Raw genomic sequence first — 18,508 nt, 5'->3', positions numbered from 1 at the left:
CGTCGCGTCGCCGGGCCGTCGCGTCGCCGCGTCGCGAGCCGGGGCTCACTCGGCGAGTTCCTCCAGCAGCCGCACGGTCGCCAGCCCCGTCCGCAGATAGTCCACGAACAGCTCGTTGTGCAGCGCCCACGCCGAACGGCGGGCCCGGATCAGCTGGATCGCCTGGTCGGCCGTGTCACCCCGCTGCACCAGGGCGTGCGCGATGACCAGCCCCGACCGGTTGTACCCGTGGTAGCAGCGCACGAGCACCCGGCGGCCGGCGTCCAGCGCCTCGTTCACCGCCCGCGCCAGCCGGATCACGCCCGCCAGCTGCGTCCCGTCCAGCGGTCCGTCCGGGATCGGCCACACGTGGTGCTCCACGCCCGGGTCCGGCCCGTACCCGGGCAGCCGCAGCATGCTCTGCACCACGTCGAACTCGTCACCGACGACGGCGATCTCCAGCCGTCCCGAACGGCTGCGGAACTCGTGGCCGCCCATCCACAGACCGGGCACGACCTCGTCCCACGGGCTCTCCGGAACCGGTACGTCGGGCTGCATTCCGAGGGTACGCAACGGCGCCTCCCCAACTCCCCCGCTCGGGACCGCCTCCACGGTAACCGGTCTTGCCCCGGGAGCACCCCGCCTGTTCCCATGGTCGAGGGGTGATGGCATGAGCGGACTGCGCGTGGTGCCGGCCTTCCGGCACGGCGGTGAGCGGCTGTACGTCTGCCGTGAGGACGGGAGCAGCGTCGCCTGGTACGACCGTGAGGCGGGCCGGGTCAGCCTGCTCGGCGAGGACCGCAGGGACGAGGTGCTGGACGCCCTGCGGCCCTTCCTCACCGGCTCCGTGACGGTGGGGCCGCCCCCGGTCCCGACCCCGGCCGAACTCGCCCGGCTGACCCTGCACCCGGACGACGACCTCGCCCCCAACCGCCCCGGCGAGGCCCTGCTCGTCGCCCTCGACCGCGCCCCCGCCCACCGGCTGCGCCCCGACCCGCGCCGGCACGCCCTGACCGCCGAGCAGACCGTGGGCCAGGCCCTGGACGGCCTCGACGGCGCCGGCTGGCACACCCTGCACTCCGTCCCGCTCCCCGGCGGCGACCGCATCCACCACCTGGTGATCGGCCCCGGCGGCCTGTTCGCCGTCCACGCCCTGTACGCCCGCAGGACCAGGGTCCTGGTGGCCGACCCGATGGTCACCCTGGGCCGCCGCGCGGCCGAGCCGCTGCTGCGCCGGCTGCGCTCCGCCGCCGACCGCGCCTCCTACGCCCTGACCGCCGAGGTCCGCCCGCTGCTCGCCCTGGTCGCCCCGGCCGAGGTCACCGTGACGTCCCGCCCGCGCACGCTGCGCATCCTGCGCCATCCGCAACTGGCGGACTTGGCCCGACTGGGCGGCGTACTCAAACCGGCGGACGTGGAGGCCCTGCACGGAATGGCCCGGGACCGGAGGACTTGGGGGAGGGTGTAGGGGGCCGGGGCCGGGGTCCGGTGGCTGGGGCCCGGGGGCCGGCGGCGGGACCTGATGGCTGGGGCCCGGCGACTGGGGCCCAGGGCCCGGTGGCGGGGCCTGATGGCTGGGGCCCTGGGTCCGGGGGTGGTGGCGGGCCTGATGGCCGGGGCCCGCCCGGACCGCCCCCGCCCCGCCCCGCCCTCACGGCAACCTCGTGGCCGACCTCCGGTCCAGCAGCGGTGCCAGCAGATCGCCGTGGTCGGTCAGACGCGGCGCCATGTCGCCGGCCTGGAACTCGAGCTGCGCCGGGCTGCGGCAGTCGGCGACCTCCTCCCAGGTCACCGGCGCGGAGACCAGCGGGGTGCGGCGGGCGCGCACGGTGTACGGCGCGGCCGTGGTCTTGCGGGCCGCGTTCTGGCTCCAGTCGACGAAGACCTTCCCCGGCCTGAGGCTCTTCGTCATCCGGTGCACCACCAGCCGGGGCATCGCCCGCTCGGCCTCCACCGCCAGCGCCTTCGCGTACTCGGACGCCTGTTCCGACGTACCTCCCCGCACCGCCGCCAGCAGGTGCAGCCCCTTCGACCCGGCGGTCTTCGGGTACGCCTCGATCCCGTCCACCGCGAGCCGCTCACGCAGCCACAGCGCGACCTCGCAGCAGTGCACGATGTGCGCGGGCGGCCCCGGGTCCAGGTCGAAGACCAGCCGGTCCGCCTCCTGCGGTGTCCGCACCAGCCACTGGTGGGTGTGGAACTCGGTGACCAGGTTCGCCGCCCACACCAGGCTCGGCAGGTCCTGCACCACCACCATCCGGGCCGGGCTGTCCGCCGACGACCGGGGCACCTCGGCGGTCGTGACCCACTCGGGCGTACCCGGCGGCACGTTCTTGGTGAAGAACAGCTGTCCTTCCGGACCGTCCGGGTAGCGCAGGAAGGACACCGCCCAGCCGCGCAGATGCGGCAGCAGGGCCGTGGCGGCGGTCGCGTAGTAGTGCAGCAGCTCCGCTTTGGTGAAGCCGGTCTCCGGATACAGCACCTTCTCCAGGTTGCTGAGCGCGACCCGGCGCCCCTCCACCTCTGTGATAGGCGTCATAAGATGACAATTCCAGATGAACCGGAAAAAGCGGCGACGGAAGGGTGCGGCACGTGCGATCGATTTGGAACGGCGCCATCTCCTTCGGCCTGGTCAGCATCCCGATCAAGCTGGTGAACGCCACGGAGAGCCACGCGATCTCCTTCCGCCAGATCCACACCGAGGACAACGGCCGCATCCGCTACCGCAAGGTGTGCGAACTGGAGGACCGCGAGGTCAGCCAGGCCGAGATCGGCAAGGGGTACGAGGACGCCGACGGCACGATCATCCCGATCACCGACGAGGACCTCTCCCACCTGCCCATCCCGACCACTCGCACCATCGACATCGTGGCCTTCGTGCCGGCCGACCGCATCGACCCCCTCCAGATGAGCGCGGCGTACTACCTCGCGGCCGGCGGGGCCCCCGCCGCCAAGCCGTACACCCTGCTGCGCGAGGCCCTCAAGCGCAGCAACCGGGTCGCCATCGCCAAGTACGCGCTGCGCGGCCGGGAGCGCCTCGGCATGCTGCGCGTGGTCGGCGACGCCATCGCGATGCACGGCCTGTTGTGGCCGGACGAGGTCCGCGCCCCGGAGGGTGTCGCGCCGGACACGGACGTCACCATCCGGGACAAGGAGCTGGACCTCGCGGACGCGCTGATGGACACGCTCGGCGAGGTCGACCTGGAGGACCTGCACGACGAGTACCGGGAGGCGCTGGAGGAGGTCGTCGCCGCCAAGGCCTCCGGCGAGGTCCCGCCGGAGTCGCCGGAGCCCGCCGCCGGCGGCAAGGTGCTGGACCTGATGGCGGCGCTGGAGAACAGCGTGCGGGCGGCGCGGGAGTCCCGCGGGACCTCCGGCGAGGAGGCCGAGGTCACCCATCTGCGCCAGGGCCGGAGCGCACCGAAGGAGACGGGCGCCAAGAAGTCGGCGAAGACCGCGGCCAAGAAGACGGCACCGGCGCGGAAGTCGACGTCCAAGACGGCGGAGAGGCCGACGGCCGCGGGCGAGAAGCCCCCGGCGAAGAGCACGGCGAAGAGTACGGCGAAGAGCACGGCCACGAAGAAGACCGCCGCGAAGAAGACGGCATCGCGCAAGAAGTCGGCCTGACCCCGGCCGGCCCCGGCCTCCCCTGAACCGGGTGCCGCCCGGTCCTGCCTGCCGTCAGTGGGGTGCCGCCCGGTCCTGCCCTCCGTCGCCCGAGGGCCGCCCGGTCCCGCCCGCCGGCCGTCGGTCTCGCCCCGTCCCGCCCGCCGTCACCCGAGGGCCGCCCGGCCGCGCCGCCCCAGCACCAGCGCGCCCCCGCCCACCGCCAGCACGGCCAGCGCCGTGCCGAACACCGTCGCCCCCGCCGTCAGTCCCACCGCGTCGCTCACGTACCCGGCGCCGACGGGAAGGAGCCCGGCGGGCAGATAGCCGCCCACGTTCAGCGCCGCGTTGGCCTCGGCCAGCCGTCCGCCCGGCACCGAGGAGTTCAGCAGCGACAGCCCGCCCAGCTGCCCCATGCCCTGCCCCGCCCCGGCCAGCAGCGCGGCCCCGGCCAGCACCGGCACCGACCCGGTGCGCACGGCGACGACGAGCGCGAGCATGCCGAGGGCGGTGGCACCGGCCCCGGCGGCCAGGACCGTACGCCGGCGCAGTCGCCGTACCGCGAACTGCACCGCCGTAGCCCCGAGGAACATCACGAACGCCAGCGCCCCGGCGACGATCCGGCTGCCCGTGCCGAGCAGCCCGGACAGCAGCGAGGGCCCGAGCGACAGCACGAAGGACGTCGCGGTGATCCCCGGCGCGAACACGGCGATCCCCAGGGCGAGCGGCCACCCGGCCCCACGCGGCACACCGGGCACCCGCACCCACCCATGCGCACGACTACCCGCACCACCACCGCCGCCCGTACCGCCACCATCGGCACGACCGCCCGCACCGCCACCGCCGTGACCGGCACGGCCATCCGCACGCGTACCGCGGCCCTCACTGCCGCCGCCGCCACGGCCACCGACTCCGCCACCCGCACCGCCCCCGATTCCCCGCCGTACCGGCATCCGCACCACCGCCACGACCGCCGTCCCCAGCAAGGCCGCCTCCACCGCGAACACGGTGACCGTGGGCCCGGGCAACGTCTGGGACAGGACGCCCGCGAGCAGCGGCCCCAGCCCCGCGCCGAACACCATCGCTGAGGAGGCGACCAGCGCCGCGAGCCGGCGCCGGGCGGGCCCGGCCACGTCCGTCACCGCGGCCATGCCCGCCGAGACCACCGCCCCGACCGCGACCCCGGTGCACAGCCGGGCGACGACCAGCGCGGCCACACCACCGGCGGTCGCGAAGACCAGGCAGGCCACGAGGGCGAGCCCCAGCGCGGGCAGCAGCACGGGCTTGCGGCCGAGCCGGTCGGAGGCGGCCCCGGACACCAGGAGAGAACCGAGCAGCCCCGCGATGTAGCAGGCGAACACCACGGTCAGCGTGCCCTTGCTGAACCCCATCTCGCGCTGCCACAGCACATACAGCGGTGTGGCCGCGTTGGACAGCACGAACACCGCCGTCACCGGCCAGGCGGCGAGCCAGATCCAGCGCACGGGCACGTCGCGGGCGTGGGCCGAGGCCGGCGACCGCAGGCCGGCCGTGGTCTCCGTCATGACACAGTCCTCCCCTGAGCGGCAGTACGACTGGAGTCGTACTTGTACGAGCGGAGTCGAACTTAGCATGCAGTACGATCGGAGTCGTACAAGGAGCGGGAGCCGCCGGAGAAGCGGCAGCCCGGGGGAAGGAGTCGCAGTGACCGGAGAACCGACCGGGCGCGGGACCGAGGAGAGCCGGCCCGCCGTGGCCGTCACCGAGCCGCCGGAGCCGCCCGGCCTGCCCGACCCGCTGCCCGAACCGGCCGTCTCCGACCTGCGGCTGGAGACCGTGCTGGGCGCGCTCAGCGACCCGCTCAGACTGCGGATCGTGCGCAAACTGCTGCTGGAGTCGGAGGACTTCGACCACACCTGCGGCTGGTTCGGCCTGGACCGCCCCAAGTCCTCGCTGACCCATCACTTCCGGGCCCTGCGCGAGGCGGGCGTCACCCGGCAGCGCCAGTACGGCCTGGAGCGCCGCAGCCACGTCCGGGTCGCCGACCTGAACGCCCGTTTCCCGGGCCTGCTGGACCTGGTGGCCGCGTGGACACCGCCGGACGGCACCTGAACCGGCGTACCGGCTGGGGTGCTGAGCGTGGGGTACCGGGGGCGGCCCTCGCTCGGGATGCGGAGGGCGCACCTGTCCCCGACCATGGAAGTCGTCGCGGGGGAGGGGCAGTCGGGGGCCGACCTCCTGGGAGTGTGACGATGACCGGTGACAGACCGTCCGCGGCGGCCTGGCGCAACCTGACGCTGGCCACCGCCGGCTTCACCCTCACCTTCTGGGCCTGGAACCTCGTCGCCCCGCTCGCCGCCGACTTCGACGACCGCCTGCACATGGGCGCCTCGGCCCAGTCCCTGCTGGTCGCGGTCCCGGTGCTGGTCGGCTCGCTCGGCCGGGTCCCGGTCGGCGCGCTCACCGACCGCTACGGCGCCCGGCTGATGTTCCCGCTGACCAGCGCCCTGACGATCATCCCGGTACTGCTCCTCATCCCGGCGAAGTCGTCGTACGCCGCCCTGCTCGTGGTGGGCTTCTTCCTCGGTCTCGGCGGGACGACGTTCGCGATCGGCGTGCCCCTGGTCAACTCCTGGTTCCCGCCCGCCCACCGGGGTGCCGCCCTCGGCGTGTTCGGGATGGGCATGGGCGGGGTGGCCCTGTCCGGCTTCTTCACCCCGCGCCTGTACCACCGGGGCGGGAACCTGCCCTTCCTGGTCATCGCGATCGCCCTCGCCGCGTACGCCGTCCTGGCCGCGTTCCTGATCAACGACCGCCCCGGCCGCCCGGTCCCGACGACCCGCCTGGCCACCCGTCTGACCCAGGCCGCCCGCCTCCGCGTCACCTGGGAACTCTCGGCCCTCTACGCGATCGGCTTCGGCGGCATCGTGGCGTTCGGCGTCTACCTGCCCACGTACCTGAAGACCTGGTACGGCCTGAGCCCCACCGACGCCGGCACCCGGGCGGCCGGCTTCGCCCTGGTCACGGTGGTCTTCCGCCCGCTCGGCGGCTGGCTCGCCGACCGCGTCCACCCCGCGGTCGTCACGGCGTGGGCGCTGGGCCTGGTCGCCCTGCTGGCGACCGTCCAGTCCTTCGACCCGGTCCTCGCCCCGACGGCCACGGTCTGCCTCCTGCTGATGGCGGCGGGCCTCGGCACGGCCAGCGGCTCGGTCTTCGCCCTGGTCTCCCGGGTCACCCCGCAGCCCCAGGTCGGCAGCGTCACCGGCATCGTCGGCGCGACGGGCGGCCTCGGCGGCTTCGTCCCGCCCCTGGTGATGGGCGCCGTCTACAGCGCCAAGTCCTCCTACTCCATCGGCTTCATGCTCCTGTCCGACCTGGCCCTGGCGGGCTGCGTCTACGCCTACGGCCGGATGCGCACGGCGGGCACGGAAACGGCTCAGGGCCCGGCCCCGCACACGGCTCAGGGCCCGGCCCCGCACACGGCTCAGGGCCCGGCCCCGCACACGGCTCCGGGTCCTCAGGGTCCGGCCCCACACCGCGGCACGCAGGCTCCGGGGAACCCGGCCGGTTCGACCACCTCGGCCCCCGACCACGGCAGCCGCTGACGCGCCCGGAGAGGTCGGAGCGGCCGGAGTGGCCCGGCGGCCGAGGGGTACCCAGCCGGGCAGAGGCCGCAGAGGCCCCCGCACCTGCACCCGGTGGCGGGAGAGCCCGACGAACGGGCGGGACGGGGCGAACCGGCGAACCGCAGCGCAGGGGGACGAGTGCCGCCGGCCCCGGACCGGACGGAAGGACGGATGCCATGCCCTCCACGGACGCGCTCCCCGAGGACGACACCCTCGACCTGCACTTCATCGGCAACGCCACCGTGCTAATGAGGTACGGCCCGCTGACCCTCCTCACCGACCCGAACTTCCTGCACCGCGGCGAGTACGCCCACCTCGGATACGGCCTGGTCAGCCGCCGCCTGACGGAACCCGCCGTGGACCCCCGGGACCTGCCCCGCATCGACAGCATCGTGCTGTCCCACCTGCACGGCGACCACTGGGACCGCAGGGCCCGCCGGTCCCTGGACCACACGATCCCGGTCCTGAGCACCCCGCACGCGGCACGCCGGCTGAGGGTGTTCCACGGATTCCGGCGGACGGCGGGACTGCGGACCTGGCGGGCGTTCACCCTCCAGCGGGGCGCGGCCCAGGCGACGGTCACCGCGCTGCCCGGCCGGCACGCCGGACAGCCGGTGCTGCGCGGACTGCTGCCGCCGGTGATGGGCAGCATGATCGAGTTCGGCCCGGTGGGCGGCCCGGCACGGCTGCGGCTCTACATCTCCGGCGACACCCTGCTCTACGACGGCCTGGACGAGATCGCCCACCGCTTCCCGGCCGCCGACCTGGCCGTCCTCCACCTGGGCGGCACCCGCCTCCCGGGCGGCTTCCTGGTCACCATGGACGGCACCCAGGGCGCCGAACTGGCCCGCCGCCTCGCCCCCCGCGCCATCCTCCCCGTGCACTACGAGGACTACACGGTGATGCGCTCCCCCTTGTCCGACTTCCTCACAGAGGCCCACCGCCTGGACCTGACCGAAAAAATAGTCCACTGCCCCCACGGCAGCCGAGCCCAACTGTCGGCGGAACGGGGGGCGGCACCGGTGGTCCACTGACAGACGGCACCGGTCGGCCCATAGCGAGGCTCGCGGCACGGCGGGCGCACCGCCGCACGGCCCGTCATACGAGAGCCGAGTATCCGGGGTCCATACCCCTGCGGGGGGCGTACGTCGTCCTCGGCCACGTAAGGCACCAGCCGGGCCTGTACGCGCACTGTGCCGGGGAAATCAGGACCGTGTCATCCGGGTGAGTGCACCACTCGCCCTGTTGGGTCCGCGACATGTTGCGCGTGTAGGGGTAGGCATCCCTCCCCGCCTCTGAGCCCCCTGGTACCGCTTCCAGGGACCTCATGGTTGCCCGGCGTCTCAGCCCGTCGGATAGCCGATCTCCGCAATGAGCTCCGAGAGGTCCCCCAGGGCGATGTCCGGGTTCAACGCGCGGACCACTTCTTGGGTCAGGGGTCGGGAGGAGAAGAGGTGTCGAACGGCCTCAAGGTCGACCGGGACCTCGTAGTAATCCTCGGCCCATCGCTGAAACGCTTCCGGGGAGCGGTCCACCAAGAGCTGGAAGAGGTATCCGGCACCGTCCGGATCCTCCGTCGCCGCATCGGGAAAGTCGATCGCTCCTGCCTTCCAGCGGTCGTCGGCTGTCTCCCGCCACATACAGGCAGTGGCGAGGGGCATCCCGTCCTCGTCCGAGAACGCCGGCTCCTCGACATACGGCCGGAAGACCTCAGGAACCGCGTCGAGCACTCCAGGCCATGGCCCGTCCTCCGTATAGGGGCTCATGGGCGATTCGTGATCGAATCCCCGCACGTAGGCGCCGGCGGTTGAGAAAACAATCGAGTACTCGTCACCCGATCCGCTCCGCATCGAGGCCATCGACTCGGTTTCGGACCAGTGGTCGTCGAAGGAGTGGCGGCGGCTCTCCCCCTCAGGGCTCAGGACTGCCTCCAGGACGGCCATGCGACGGCAGTGCTCACGGAGGACTGCTATCTCAGGCAGGTGTCGAGCAACGTCATGAACGGTCACCCAGCCATCCAAGCGCACACCTCTGACACGTCAGGCCCTTGGCCGGAGGGGTCTGTCACACGGAAGCGAAGGTCACGGACAGTACGACTCACCTGGGGCAACACGTCAAGATCCCACCCACACTCGTCCACAGACCTGGGCACACGGCAGCCCCGGCCCGCACATAGACGAAGACCCCAACCACAGCGCATCCACTGGCACCGGGGTCTTCGGGCACCTCATGCACGCCCCCGGCAGGACCCAAACCTGCGCATACGGCTCCGGAGGCCGCTGGCGTTCGCTCAGTTCGCCCTGCTCACGAGCAAGTCGCGGTCTGAGGGGCCCTAGTTCTGTCCACAAATAGTCCACAGAGGCTCGCCCTCCAGCCTAGAGTGATCGTCGTGACTGAGGAGCAACTGACCGTGGCTCACCCTTACGTGCTGAGCACGGACGTCGTGCGGTGGGCCATCGACACACTGACCAGCAGGCGCATCCATCCGTTTTTTGGTCCGTACCTGTACCTCCATGGCTTGACGCCAGACGAGGACGCACCGGTGGCTGTCGCGCCTTCCTGGAAGGAGTTTGGCCGCTACCTCAGTATGCCTGGAGGGGCAGACAATAGGCCGTACTATCGGCCTTTCTTTCAGGAGATAAGCAAGCCTGAACGGTACTGGATGAATTCAAACCTTGCCGGTAGCTGGGCCCCGAAATCTCTGCGGGATGTTCCCCTCACGGTGGTTGACGTCAACGCTGAAGAGAACACTTACAGGCTCAAGACGTCGAGCGGTGTTCTGGTGCTGCACAATCTCCTCTTCGACCAGCCCGTTCCTTTGCTGGCAGTAAGCGCGTTTATGTTGCGCAACTACGGATTCATGTCCGACGGGGCTCCTCCGGCCGAAATGGACGTCTGTCGTCTATTTCTCAAGCACTTCAATTTTCGACAAAGTGGATCCGGGGAACTGATTGGTGATGCTGCCGCAATATTTAGCATCGAGGATATCCGGACGCCGACGGCTGAATTCGTGACTACTTACAGCTCGGAATTCTGAGAGGAGCTACCTGTGCCTGTAACCATGACTTCTGAGCCGATTCGTATGCTTAACGCAAATGAGCTTGGCATCGGTGCATCTGCGGCGGCGTCCGGGCATGCCTCAAACCGGCCGGACGAGCCAAACGTGGCAATGAGTCATCCGCTAGTTGGACAGGCGCTGTGGCTCTTGGAGCGGTTCGGCGGCGTGATCTATTCTGGGCCCCCCGGAACCGGTAAGACATGGGCGGCCAACAAGGTCGCTGCAGCGATCACGGATGACAATCAATCCCGCGTAAGGTACGTTCAATTCCATCCCTCATATCAGTATGAAGACTTCATGCAAGGCTTCATCCCTAAGGAGCATGGAGGGGGTTTCAGGCCGCACAACGGCCACTTCGTTGAAATGTGCGAGGAGGCGGCGAAGGATCCAGATAATAAATACGTGATCGTTATTGATGAGCTCAGTCGCGGTGACGCCGCTCGCATCTTCGGTGAAGCGCTCACTTATGTCGAAAAGACGAAACGCGGATTGCCCTTTAAGTTGGCCTCCGGCAAAGATATGTGCGTGCCAAAGAATCTTCTGATTCTAGCCACCATGAATCCCCTCGATCGTGGTGTGGACGAGGTTGACGCGGCGTTCGGCAGGAGGTTTGCGCAAGTCGCAATGGATCCAAGCACGGAGGCACTTGAGGAGTTCATCGATATTGCTGGGCTTCCTGATCCGCTTGCTCGCAACCTGGTGCGCTTTTTCGAGTTCGTCAACCGCAAGGCACAAACCACCCCAGCCGCAGCGGTTGGCCACGTCTACTTCAGGCACGTCGAGGATGAACAATCGCTGCGAGCCGTGTGGGATTACCAGCTACGGTTCCTTTTGGAGAAGGCTTACAAGCTGTACCCTCAGGAATTCGACGAAATCAAGGGACGCTGGGAAAGTATTTTCCGTGCGAGTGAGGCTGTACCTAACCAAGCAGCCGGCCCACTTCCTGCCACTGCCGTATGAGTGAAATCGGAACCTGAGTAGATGTCCCAGGTAACTTCTCCGCGCATCATCTCGTGCGTCGAGCAGGGAAAGATCGATATACCCCTCAGCGACCTGATGGACGAATCGGGAACCTTGCTGCTGAATCCTGAGGTTCGCAATAAAGACTACTTTGGTGTGACTTTTCGGCGTGGGACCCTGGGACTACAAGCGAGGGGGTATATCGGCCTTATCCCATTGAATGATCGTCTAGCAATTTTTGTTGAGCCTCGTGTGCCAATCTCGAACCTAACACGCATGGCGGAAATATCGGGGGTAGATCGCCTCCCTCTCTCGGTGATCCGCACTTACGCCACTGGAGATGAGAAGGAAGAGGCACTTTTCGACCTATACGCTGCGGCCTTGATACAGCACGTGAAGGTTGTGGTCGAAGAGGGTCTTCATCGCCAGTACCGCCAAGTTTACGAGGAGACCAGCTTCCCGACAGGTCGCCTACTGATCAACGAGACTTCGCGCCTACAAGCCCGGGGTGTCGAGCACAGGGTACGGATCAGTCGCTTTGAAAGAACGATCGACAATGCCCTGAATCGATGCCTGAAATATGCGCTCTGGAGGATCTCCCAGCAAAGCCAAGACCTCCTGGGTGTCAAAGCGCGTAAGGTTCAACGCCAGGTGAACCTTCTTTATCAAGCCTTCGATGGCGTGGTCCTAGATCACGACCTGGACTTTCTGCGTGATGGAGCAGTAGAGGGACGTCACGCGCTGCCGCCCCACCGGGCCTACTATCGCGACGCTCTGGATGTTGCGCGGGCTGCCCTGATGCAGCGCAAAGTCTTCCTCGAAAAGTCGTCGTCTGGCGTCAGGCTGCCGTCAGTCGCAATGGATATGAACGATCTGTTCGAGAGGTACGTGCGCAGAGCCTTGGAGATACACGCGGCAGAGGCTGGTTGGCAGGAGGTAGTACTGGACGGGAATGGCGATGGCCGGCGTCCTCTATACACGCAGCATCGGGATGTAGGAGCCAACTTCCCCCTCCTCGATGCCGGCCCTCCTCCCGCGACCCCGGATGTCGTGATTCTCGGCGCAAATGGTGAGGATGTGGCTTGCGTCCTCGACATGAAGAATAAGCCCGTTGATCGACACTCCGATAGAGATGGAGTCAACCAGGTATTGGCGTATGCGCTGCGCTACGCAACGGACCGGGTTGTGCTAGTCCACCCCGCAAGAAATGCACAAACCTCAGGGATGCTAAAGGTGGGAGATGTTGGGGAAGTAAGTTTGTTTCAATACCGGTACAATCTTGACGCCGAAGCTCCAATCACTGAGGAGCAAAAATTCGGGGAGTCGCTGGCTGAGGTAATTCGCTCCTGAGTCCTACTCAGACTCAAGTGTCAAAGCTGGATTTAGGTCCACGCCGACTACGTTCCGGCCCAACCGATAGGCCGCATTTAGCGTAGTGCCGGTGCCCATGAAGGGATCCAATACCGTGCCGCGAATCCAGCTGTTATGACCGCAGTCGGTCCAGCCGACAGTGCGTTTCGGAGCAAAGGTGAATTCTCGGAAGTAGCCGCCGAGGGCTGCTTTCGCTTCCGCGGCGAGCTCGCGGACTTGTCTTGCGTTACGCCCAGTACCTGTCTGGACGTGCAGCGCTTTCCCTGCATCCGAAATGCCCGTCGCCTGGATAGCAGCGATATGCGCCGGCGTCAGGTTCTTCTCCCTGGCAAGTTCCATAGCTCGCCGCGCTTGCGGACGACGGGGGTCGAGATCCGCTGTACGCTCCACACGTCGCTCGCGAGGTCGTCCGCACTCTGAGCAGACTGCAAGGGGACAGGCCAGGCTCACGGCGCGCTGAACGATCTCGCTGGGAAAGGGTGCTAGGTGCCGAGCCATGTTTCGTTCGAGGTCGATGTCCCAGATGTCCCCCGGGTTTTCGACATCCCAATCCAGCTTGTTAAGCGGACTCTCGTCGTCCCAGAGCCAGTCATTCTGTTCAATCGGGATGTCGCGAAAATCCCAAATGTCACCAGGATTCGCCGTGCTGCCCGCGCGACCGTACTTACGTGCGTACTCGAACAGGTCGTAGTAATACGAGCGCTGGGGAGTGAGATGAATAATGTACTCGTGTCGGCTGGCAAGCCTGTTCTGTACAGGGTCCGGCATGCCTCGCGTCTTAGCCCAAATGATTCGGTTTCTGACGAGCCAGCCGGCGTCAGTAGCCGCTGCTTCGATCCGACCAGGGATGCCGGCGAGCGACTGATTCTTCCAGGTGTCGCCGACGTTAAGGAACACCGAGCCAGTTGGGCGCAGAACGCGCCGCCATTCTGTGAGGCAGTCCATCATTGCCGCGACGTATTCAGACGGCTTAGCTTCTTGGCCAATCTGACCGGCTACCTTGTAGTCACGCTTCTGCCAGTACGGCGGAGAGGTAACGACAAGATCGACCGTGTTGTCCTCCAGGGAGATTTTCCTGGCGTCGCCTGAAATTACGGTTCGCTGAGGCTTTCCGGGGACCTCCGGCGGAGGCACCGACTCAGATTCAGTACTAGCTGCAGGAGTTTCCGCTGCAGAACTACTCATCTCAAAGAGTGCCTCGCTGCTAGGAGTGCGACTGGCTCGGGGGAGGACGACCTTGGCCGTGGCTTGCTCTTCCGGGCTGGAGGTGTCCTGCGAGGCCATGTGGGCACCCTTCCTTCGTTACGCCTAGCGCTGACGGGAGAGGATACCAAGCTGCGACACTCGTGTTGGGTTCGGTGCTGCAGCCAGGACGTCGGATGCGCGAAGAAGATGCCAGGAGGCTGCCCACGGAATCGGTGACGTAGCTCACTCGAAAGCTCGCAAGTGCGCGTCTACCAGCTAGTTGTTGGAGCGGTGCGTTACCTGTAGTCGCGTGGTGTCGTGCCAGTGGGGTTTGGTAACGATGGGCGGCGCCCTTGGCCTGAGGCAGGCTTGAGCTCATCCCCGTCAAGCCGATCAAGGACGCGGAACCCTTCGCATGAGGCCGAGGTCCTGAGCATTGGAACCGCTCTCGTGCCGGCTCGCTCGCCGCGCTGGCGGTTCAGGAGCGCTGTTGAACCTCACGGCCTGGTTGCCGGCCCCCTATCCGACCGCAACCGTGTCTATTTGGGGCGGGGCCCGTACTGGCTATAATCCGGATGGTTGCTAGCTCCATCGGAGCACCCTTCCATCCAGACAGCCGGTTCGACGTGGCTTGGAAGCTGCCTTCCGCATTCATCCTCGATGTCTGGAGCCCAGCCTGCACAGGCCGCAATCCTTCGAGCAGTGTCGCTAGGATCTATGCCTAAGTCGCAGTTGGGATCGCTGTGAGGCGAGGTGTCGATGCCCTCGCCGATTGAGTACCCGCCCCAGTAGACATCCGTACTGGCTGGCGTCGTGCTGCACGCAGCGGTGAGAACAAGCGTGATCAAGGTTGTCGCAATGCCGTACGAAGAGCGGCTCATCATCCCCCCGGTTGATCGGTGGCCGAGTCTACTGAGCCAAAGGGCAGTGCGGGCGGCTCTCGCAATCTGCAGGGCTGGCTGGCCCTGTGTGCTGCAGCAGAGCACAGCAACCACCGTAGCCTTAGCTCCCTTCCCGTACGCCGTCGACCCACACACCGTGGAGCGGGCGCGGCCCATGGCGTCCAGGTGGAGCGCGCCACTGTACGAACGACCTGGACGCCATGGACCACGTCTGCTCGGTTCTGCCTGGGTCGATGGCGTACGGGAAGGGAGCACACCGCGCTCACCACTATGGACCCGCAGCCGGGAACGGCGCCCCCTCCCTCCCGGTGCCGGCCGATCCCCCCGCCGGAGGCATGGTTTTGACCGTGCCCGCTCCTGTATGGCACTCGACTCGTGGTCTTGGCTCGCTGCTATGCGCGCGGCGCGGGCGCCGGCCGGGCTGGAGCGGGGCGGAGACAGGAGCGCAGGCCCGGCTGGGGCCGGGCCGCGCGCGGTGAGCGGAGCGAGCCGCCTTGAACCAGTAGAGAAAGTTTGAATCACGCTCGGCTGGTGCTCGTGTGTCCGGTCGTACCGGTGCCTGCTGGCTCGTGGTGTAGAACCCTGGACATGGGGAGTGAGCGGCGGGAGCGGATGAAGGCGCTGGGTGCGCGTCTTCGTGTGCTTCGTGGAGAGTCGGGTCTGACGGGTGCCGTGCTGGCGCAACGGGCCGGCGTAGGTCAGCCGACCGTGTCCAAGATCGAGACTGGGCGCATGGTGCCGAGCCGGGACGTGCTCGACCGGCTCCTGGGCGCCCTCGGCCTTGATGAGTCGGTCTCTCGCGAGGCGCGGGAGCTGCTGGCGAGCGTCGTTGCCGCCGAGGACGACGAGCCGACCGCTGTTGACGTCGCCGAGGGCACGACCGTTGACGAAGAGGTGCGGTCCGCTCAGTCGGTGCGCTCGTTCCAGTGCGTCGTTCTGCCGGCGATGTTGCAGAGCGCGGAGTACGCCCGGCACGTCTTCGAAAGCGTCCCTCGCTCGACGCCCGAGGCTGTCGGTCGGGCCGTTGCTGCCCGTGTTGATCGGCAGAGCGTGTTGTACGAGCCGGGGCGGGAGTCGGTGTTCGTGCTCACCGAAGCCGTGTTGCGGACCTGGCCGGGGAGTCCGGCGTTGATGCTGGCGCAGTTCGACCGGTTGCTGGCGGTGGAGAGTCTGAGCACGGTACGGCTCGGGGTCATCCCCTGGCGCCGGCCGGTGCCCGTGCTGCCGCGGCACGGCTTCACCTTGTGCGACCAGCGGGCGGTCGTGATCGAGACCTTCGACAACGAGCGGGTGGCCACTGACGCTGCTGAAGTGGCCGCCTACGAGGAGATCTTCGAGCGCTTCGAGCGGGCTGCCGTCTTCGGCGATGAGGTGCGCGAGCTGCTGTTGCGGGTGATGAAGGAGTTCCGCGACCTGGGAGACTCCCTCACTCCTTAGAGGAATAATTCCTTAGGATGCCTGGATCGCCGTGCATCTCTGGGAATACTCTGCCGTCGGGCTGTCTAGCCCCCTAGACGAACGGAGAGGTTCCCATGCTCACCAAGTGGTGCCGCATCTTCCCCGGCCTGCCGGAAGAGGTGCCCCATGCTCGTCACTTCGTCGCCTCCCTGCTGGCGGAACGCGGTCCGGTGGAGGACTCCGTCCTGGTCGTGAGCGAGCTGGCGACCAACGCCCTGCGGCACACGCGGAGCGGCTTGGCCGGTGGCTGGTTCCTGGTGGTCGTCGGCCTCGGCGACGATCTCGTGCGGATCGAAGTGGTCGACCAGGGCGGCGAACGCGTGCCTCACCTGTGCCACGCCACCAGTCGTGAAGAGGGAGGCCGCGGGCTGCGGCTGATCGCGGCCTTCGCGAAGAACTGGGGTTACACGATCATGCCTGACGGGCGTTCCGTCTGGGCCGAGCTGGTGCGGGCGAGCGCGTGAGCGCGTCGCATCCGGTGGGTTCAGACGAGCGATGCGCCGGCGGTGGGGTGTGAGCCCGAAAGGCGTGCCCCGGAGGAGATCGCGCTTCTATGCGATCGGCGTGCGTACCGGGCGGCGGCTGCCTCCCATTCCGTCTAGGGCCCTAGACTCCTGGTTACTGCTAGGAGGTGAGGTCATGTCGGACGAGCTGCAACGGATCATGACGATTAATGATCCGTACCTGCTCCTGCGCGAGGTGACGACCCGCTTGGCGGATGCGCAGCAAGAGGTGACAGAGCTGGCCCGCCTCCGTCGCCGAGTGGTGCAGGACCTGCACGCGCAAGGGCTGTCGTACGCGCAGATCGCGGAGAAAGCCGGCCTGAGCCGCGGGCGGATTCACCAGATCCGGCACACCGGTCCGGCGCCGGAAGGGGCCTTCCTCGGCCGGGGTGCCGTCACCGTGGCCACTCCGCTGCGGCGCGACGACGAACGTGGTCGCACCGTCGTCGCCGTGGACGACGTCAGTTCCGGCAAGCGGCTCGAAGACCTGGCCCGGTCGTACGGGCTTGATGTCGCCTCGGAGCACGTGCCGGTGACCGGCGAGATCGACCTGAACCGGGACGGCCTGGTCGTGGTCTGCGGCCCCCGCATGTCCCAGGCGATGTGGGACACCTATGCCCAGGACCCGGTTCTGCGCTGGGAGCGTGCGGAAGACGGCCCCTGGACGGTCGTGGACCGGCAGACCGGTACCGTGCACCGCTCGGGACAGGACGGTGATCCGGCCCGGCCATACGACGTCGGCTACCTCGGCCGGCTGCCGCGCCCGGACGGGAACGGCTCGCTGCTCGCGATCGCCGGTATCCACACGCAAGGCTCCCTCGGTGTCGTGCAGCTCCTCGCCAACGACCTGAACGTGGTGTGGGGCCAGGTCGGTGACCGTCGGTTCTCCACCCTGGTGGGTGTCGAGTACGACCCCCAGACCAGCGAACCGCGGTCCGTGGAACTGCTCTGCCCCTTGTACCGGCACGACGAGGAGACGGCGGCGTGAGGGTCGACCTCGCCACGCTCCCCGCCGACCCGGAACGAGAGAACGAGGACTTCGCCGCCGCCGCTCCCGGCGCGGCCGTGCTCCTCGACGGCGCCGGCGTCGGCGGTGCCGAGACCGGGTGCACACACGGTGTCGCCTGGTTCTCCGGGACGCTGGGCGGCCTGCTGCTCCAAGCCATCTCCGCGTCACCCGCCCGGCCGCTCGCCGAGTGCCTGGCCGACTCGATCGACCGCGTCCGCTCGCTGCACGGCGACAGCTGTGACCTGACGTACCGGGCCAGTCCCACCAGTACGGTCGTCGCCGCACGGATCAACGGGGAAAGGCTGGAGTACCTGGTCCTCGGCGATTCCTCCTTGCTCCTGGCGGAGAAGGACGGTGGTACGACCGTCGTCACCGACCGGCGCCTGGACGAGGTCGGCAAGCGACTGCGCGGGCCGGTCGACGCGCTGCCCACCGGCTCGCCCGAGCACTCCGCCGCGCTCGCCGACTACCGGGAGGCTTTGACCGGTCTGCGCAACCGGCCGGGAGGCTTCTGGATCGCCGGCCCCGACCCGCGGGCGGCCGAACACGCATTGATCGGCACGGTGGCACTTGACTCGCTGTCCACCGTGACGCTTCTGAGCGACGGTGCGACTCGGCTTGTCGATCGCTTCCAGCTCGCCGACTGGGCGCAGTACTTGGACGTGCTCGCTTGCTCCGGTCCGGGCGAACTGATCCGCCGTGTCCGAGAGGCCGAGAAGAGCGACCCCGACGGCCGGCGCTGGCCGCGAGGTAAGGCGCACGACGACGCGACCGTCCTTCACTGGGCCGTTCGGTAGCCCTTTCGCGCGGTTTCGCGGCCACGCCGTATACCCCCCTAGACAGTTAATGGGGTGTCGGCTACCTTCACTGTC

The 18,508-nt window shown here is 68.1% G+C and carries 17 protein-coding genes; 12 read left to right on the top strand and 5 right to left on the bottom strand.

Annotated features, from left to right (window positions below; genetic code table 11):
- Positions 1–45: 45 nt before the first annotated feature.
- On the bottom strand, positions 46–552 hold the full coding sequence (locus tag ACH4OA_RS28065; protein ID WP_365879524.1) for a dual specificity protein phosphatase family protein: 507 nt from the start codon (positions 550–552) through the stop codon (positions 46–48).
- Positions 553–649: 97 nt separating this feature from the next.
- Between ACH4OA_RS28065 and ACH4OA_RS28060 the strand changes: the two genes are divergently transcribed.
- The gene (locus ACH4OA_RS28060) at positions 650–1,447 is read left to right on the top strand and encodes a nuclease-related domain-containing protein (protein ID WP_397940161.1); all 798 of its coding nucleotides are present in this window, start codon (positions 650–652) and stop codon (positions 1,445–1,447) included.
- A 183-nt stretch (positions 1,448–1,630) separates the two neighbouring features.
- Here ACH4OA_RS28060 and ligD read toward each other — a convergent pair whose 3' ends face one another.
- Entirely contained in the window at positions 1,631–2,518 is an 888-nt protein-coding gene (gene ligD / locus ACH4OA_RS28055; protein WP_397971801.1) for a non-homologous end-joining DNA ligase, read from the bottom strand.
- A 44-nt stretch (positions 2,519–2,562) separates the two neighbouring features.
- Between ligD and ACH4OA_RS28050 the strand changes: the two genes are divergently transcribed.
- Positions 2,563–3,606, top strand: a complete 1,044-nt coding sequence (locus ACH4OA_RS28050; protein ID WP_397940158.1) for a Ku protein — start codon at positions 2,563–2,565, stop codon at positions 3,604–3,606.
- 146 nt (positions 3,607–3,752) lie between these two features.
- Here the strand turns inward: ACH4OA_RS28050 and ACH4OA_RS28045 are convergent, their stop codons facing one another.
- Entirely contained in the window at positions 3,753–5,129 is a 1,377-nt protein-coding gene (locus ACH4OA_RS28045) for an MFS transporter (protein ID WP_397940157.1), read from the bottom strand.
- A gap of 187 nt (positions 5,130–5,316) precedes the next feature.
- Between ACH4OA_RS28045 and ACH4OA_RS28040 the strand changes: the two genes are divergently transcribed.
- The 3 genes from ACH4OA_RS28040 to ACH4OA_RS28030 all read left to right on the top strand — a co-directional run bounded on the left by ACH4OA_RS28040 (position 5,317) and on the right by ACH4OA_RS28030 (position 8,224).
- Positions 5,317–5,676, top strand: a complete 360-nt coding sequence (locus ACH4OA_RS28040) for an ArsR/SmtB family transcription factor (protein ID WP_397940359.1) — start codon at positions 5,317–5,319, stop codon at positions 5,674–5,676.
- Positions 5,677–5,816: 140 nt separating this feature from the next.
- Positions 5,817–7,169, top strand: a complete 1,353-nt coding sequence (locus ACH4OA_RS28035) for an MFS transporter (RefSeq protein WP_397971798.1) — start codon at positions 5,817–5,819, stop codon at positions 7,167–7,169.
- Between the two features lie 197 nt (positions 7,170–7,366).
- Positions 7,367–8,224 carry an MBL fold metallo-hydrolase gene (locus ACH4OA_RS28030; protein WP_397971795.1) on the top strand — a complete coding sequence of 286 codons (858 nt, stop codon included), beginning with the start codon at positions 7,367–7,369 and terminating at the stop codon, positions 8,222–8,224.
- A 309-nt stretch (positions 8,225–8,533) separates the two neighbouring features.
- Here the strand turns inward: ACH4OA_RS28030 and ACH4OA_RS28025 are convergent, their stop codons facing one another.
- On the bottom strand, positions 8,534–9,199 hold the full coding sequence (locus ACH4OA_RS28025; protein WP_397971793.1) for a hypothetical protein: 666 nt from the start codon (positions 9,197–9,199) through the stop codon (positions 8,534–8,536).
- A gap of 380 nt (positions 9,200–9,579) precedes the next feature.
- Between ACH4OA_RS28025 and ACH4OA_RS28020 the strand changes: the two genes are divergently transcribed.
- From ACH4OA_RS28020 to ACH4OA_RS28010, 3 genes are read left to right on the top strand one after another with little or no spacing between them, the layout of a single operon-like run.
- Positions 9,580–10,227, top strand: coding sequence for a hypothetical protein (locus ACH4OA_RS28020; RefSeq protein WP_397971790.1), 648 nt, complete (start codon positions 9,580–9,582; stop codon positions 10,225–10,227).
- 12 nt (positions 10,228–10,239) lie between these two features.
- Positions 10,240–11,208, top strand: coding sequence for an McrB family protein (locus ACH4OA_RS28015; protein WP_397971788.1), 969 nt, complete (start codon positions 10,240–10,242; stop codon positions 11,206–11,208).
- Positions 11,209–11,229: 21 nt separating this feature from the next.
- A complete protein-coding gene (locus ACH4OA_RS28010; RefSeq protein WP_397971785.1) occupies positions 11,230–12,558 on the top strand; it encodes an McrC family protein in 1,329 nt (442 codons plus the stop codon).
- 3 nt (positions 12,559–12,561) lie between these two features.
- Here ACH4OA_RS28010 and ACH4OA_RS28005 read toward each other — a convergent pair whose 3' ends face one another.
- A complete protein-coding gene (locus tag ACH4OA_RS28005; RefSeq protein WP_397971782.1) occupies positions 12,562–13,863 on the bottom strand; it encodes a DNA-methyltransferase in 1,302 nt (433 codons plus the stop codon).
- Positions 13,864–15,254: 1,391 nt separating this feature from the next.
- Here ACH4OA_RS28005 and ACH4OA_RS28000 point away from each other — a divergent pair.
- From ACH4OA_RS28000 to ACH4OA_RS27985, 4 genes are all read left to right on the top strand, one after another.
- A complete protein-coding gene (locus ACH4OA_RS28000) occupies positions 15,255–16,103 on the top strand; it encodes a helix-turn-helix domain-containing protein (RefSeq protein WP_397971780.1) in 849 nt (282 codons plus the stop codon).
- Between the two features lie 95 nt (positions 16,104–16,198).
- Complete coding sequence (locus ACH4OA_RS27995) at positions 16,199–16,588, top strand: ATP-binding protein (RefSeq protein WP_397971777.1); 390 nt, start codon at positions 16,199–16,201, stop codon at positions 16,586–16,588.
- Between the two features lie 175 nt (positions 16,589–16,763).
- On the top strand, positions 16,764–17,615 hold the full coding sequence (locus ACH4OA_RS27990) for a sigma factor-like helix-turn-helix DNA-binding protein (protein WP_397971775.1): 852 nt from the start codon (positions 16,764–16,766) through the stop codon (positions 17,613–17,615).
- A complete protein-coding gene (locus ACH4OA_RS27985; protein WP_397971773.1) occupies positions 17,612–18,433 on the top strand; it encodes an integrase in 822 nt (273 codons plus the stop codon). The genes ACH4OA_RS27990 and ACH4OA_RS27985 overlap by 4 nt, the downstream gene beginning before the upstream one ends.
- Positions 18,434–18,508 lie beyond the last annotated feature (75 nt).

This window comes from Streptomyces sp. NPDC017095 (assembly GCF_044332325.1).
In the GTDB taxonomy this organism is placed as follows: domain Bacteria; phylum Actinomycetota; class Actinomycetes; order Streptomycetales; family Streptomycetaceae; genus Streptomyces.
The sequence above is the reverse complement of the archived record's forward strand: the minus strand, read 5'-3'. Positions and strand labels throughout refer to the sequence as shown.

Excerpts from the sequence above, each read along its gene's own strand:
- ACH4OA_RS28060 (WP_397940161.1), top strand. The coding sequence starts at position 650 with ATGAGCGGACTGCGCGTGGTGCCGGCCTTCCGGCACGGCGGTGAGCGG.
- ligD (WP_397971801.1), bottom strand. The coding sequence starts at position 2,518 with ATGACGCCTATCACAGAGGTGGAGGGGCGCCGGGTCGCGCTCAGCAAC.
- ACH4OA_RS28045 (WP_397940157.1), bottom strand. The coding sequence starts at position 5,129 with ATGACGGAGACCACGGCCGGCCTGCGGTCGCCGGCCTCGGCCCACGCC.
- ACH4OA_RS28035 (WP_397971798.1), top strand. The coding sequence starts at position 5,817 with ATGACCGGTGACAGACCGTCCGCGGCGGCCTGGCGCAACCTGACGCTG.
- ACH4OA_RS28030 (WP_397971795.1), top strand. The coding sequence starts at position 7,367 with ATGCCCTCCACGGACGCGCTCCCCGAGGACGACACCCTCGACCTGCAC.
- ACH4OA_RS28010 (WP_397971785.1), top strand. The coding sequence starts at position 11,230 with ATGTCCCAGGTAACTTCTCCGCGCATCATCTCGTGCGTCGAGCAGGGA.
- ACH4OA_RS28005 (WP_397971782.1), bottom strand. The coding sequence starts at position 13,863 with ATGGCCTCGCAGGACACCTCCAGCCCGGAAGAGCAAGCCACGGCCAAG.
- ACH4OA_RS28000 (WP_397971780.1), top strand. The coding sequence starts at position 15,255 with ATGGGGAGTGAGCGGCGGGAGCGGATGAAGGCGCTGGGTGCGCGTCTT.
- ACH4OA_RS27995 (WP_397971777.1), top strand. The coding sequence starts at position 16,199 with ATGCTCACCAAGTGGTGCCGCATCTTCCCCGGCCTGCCGGAAGAGGTG.
- ACH4OA_RS27990 (WP_397971775.1), top strand. The coding sequence starts at position 16,764 with ATGTCGGACGAGCTGCAACGGATCATGACGATTAATGATCCGTACCTG.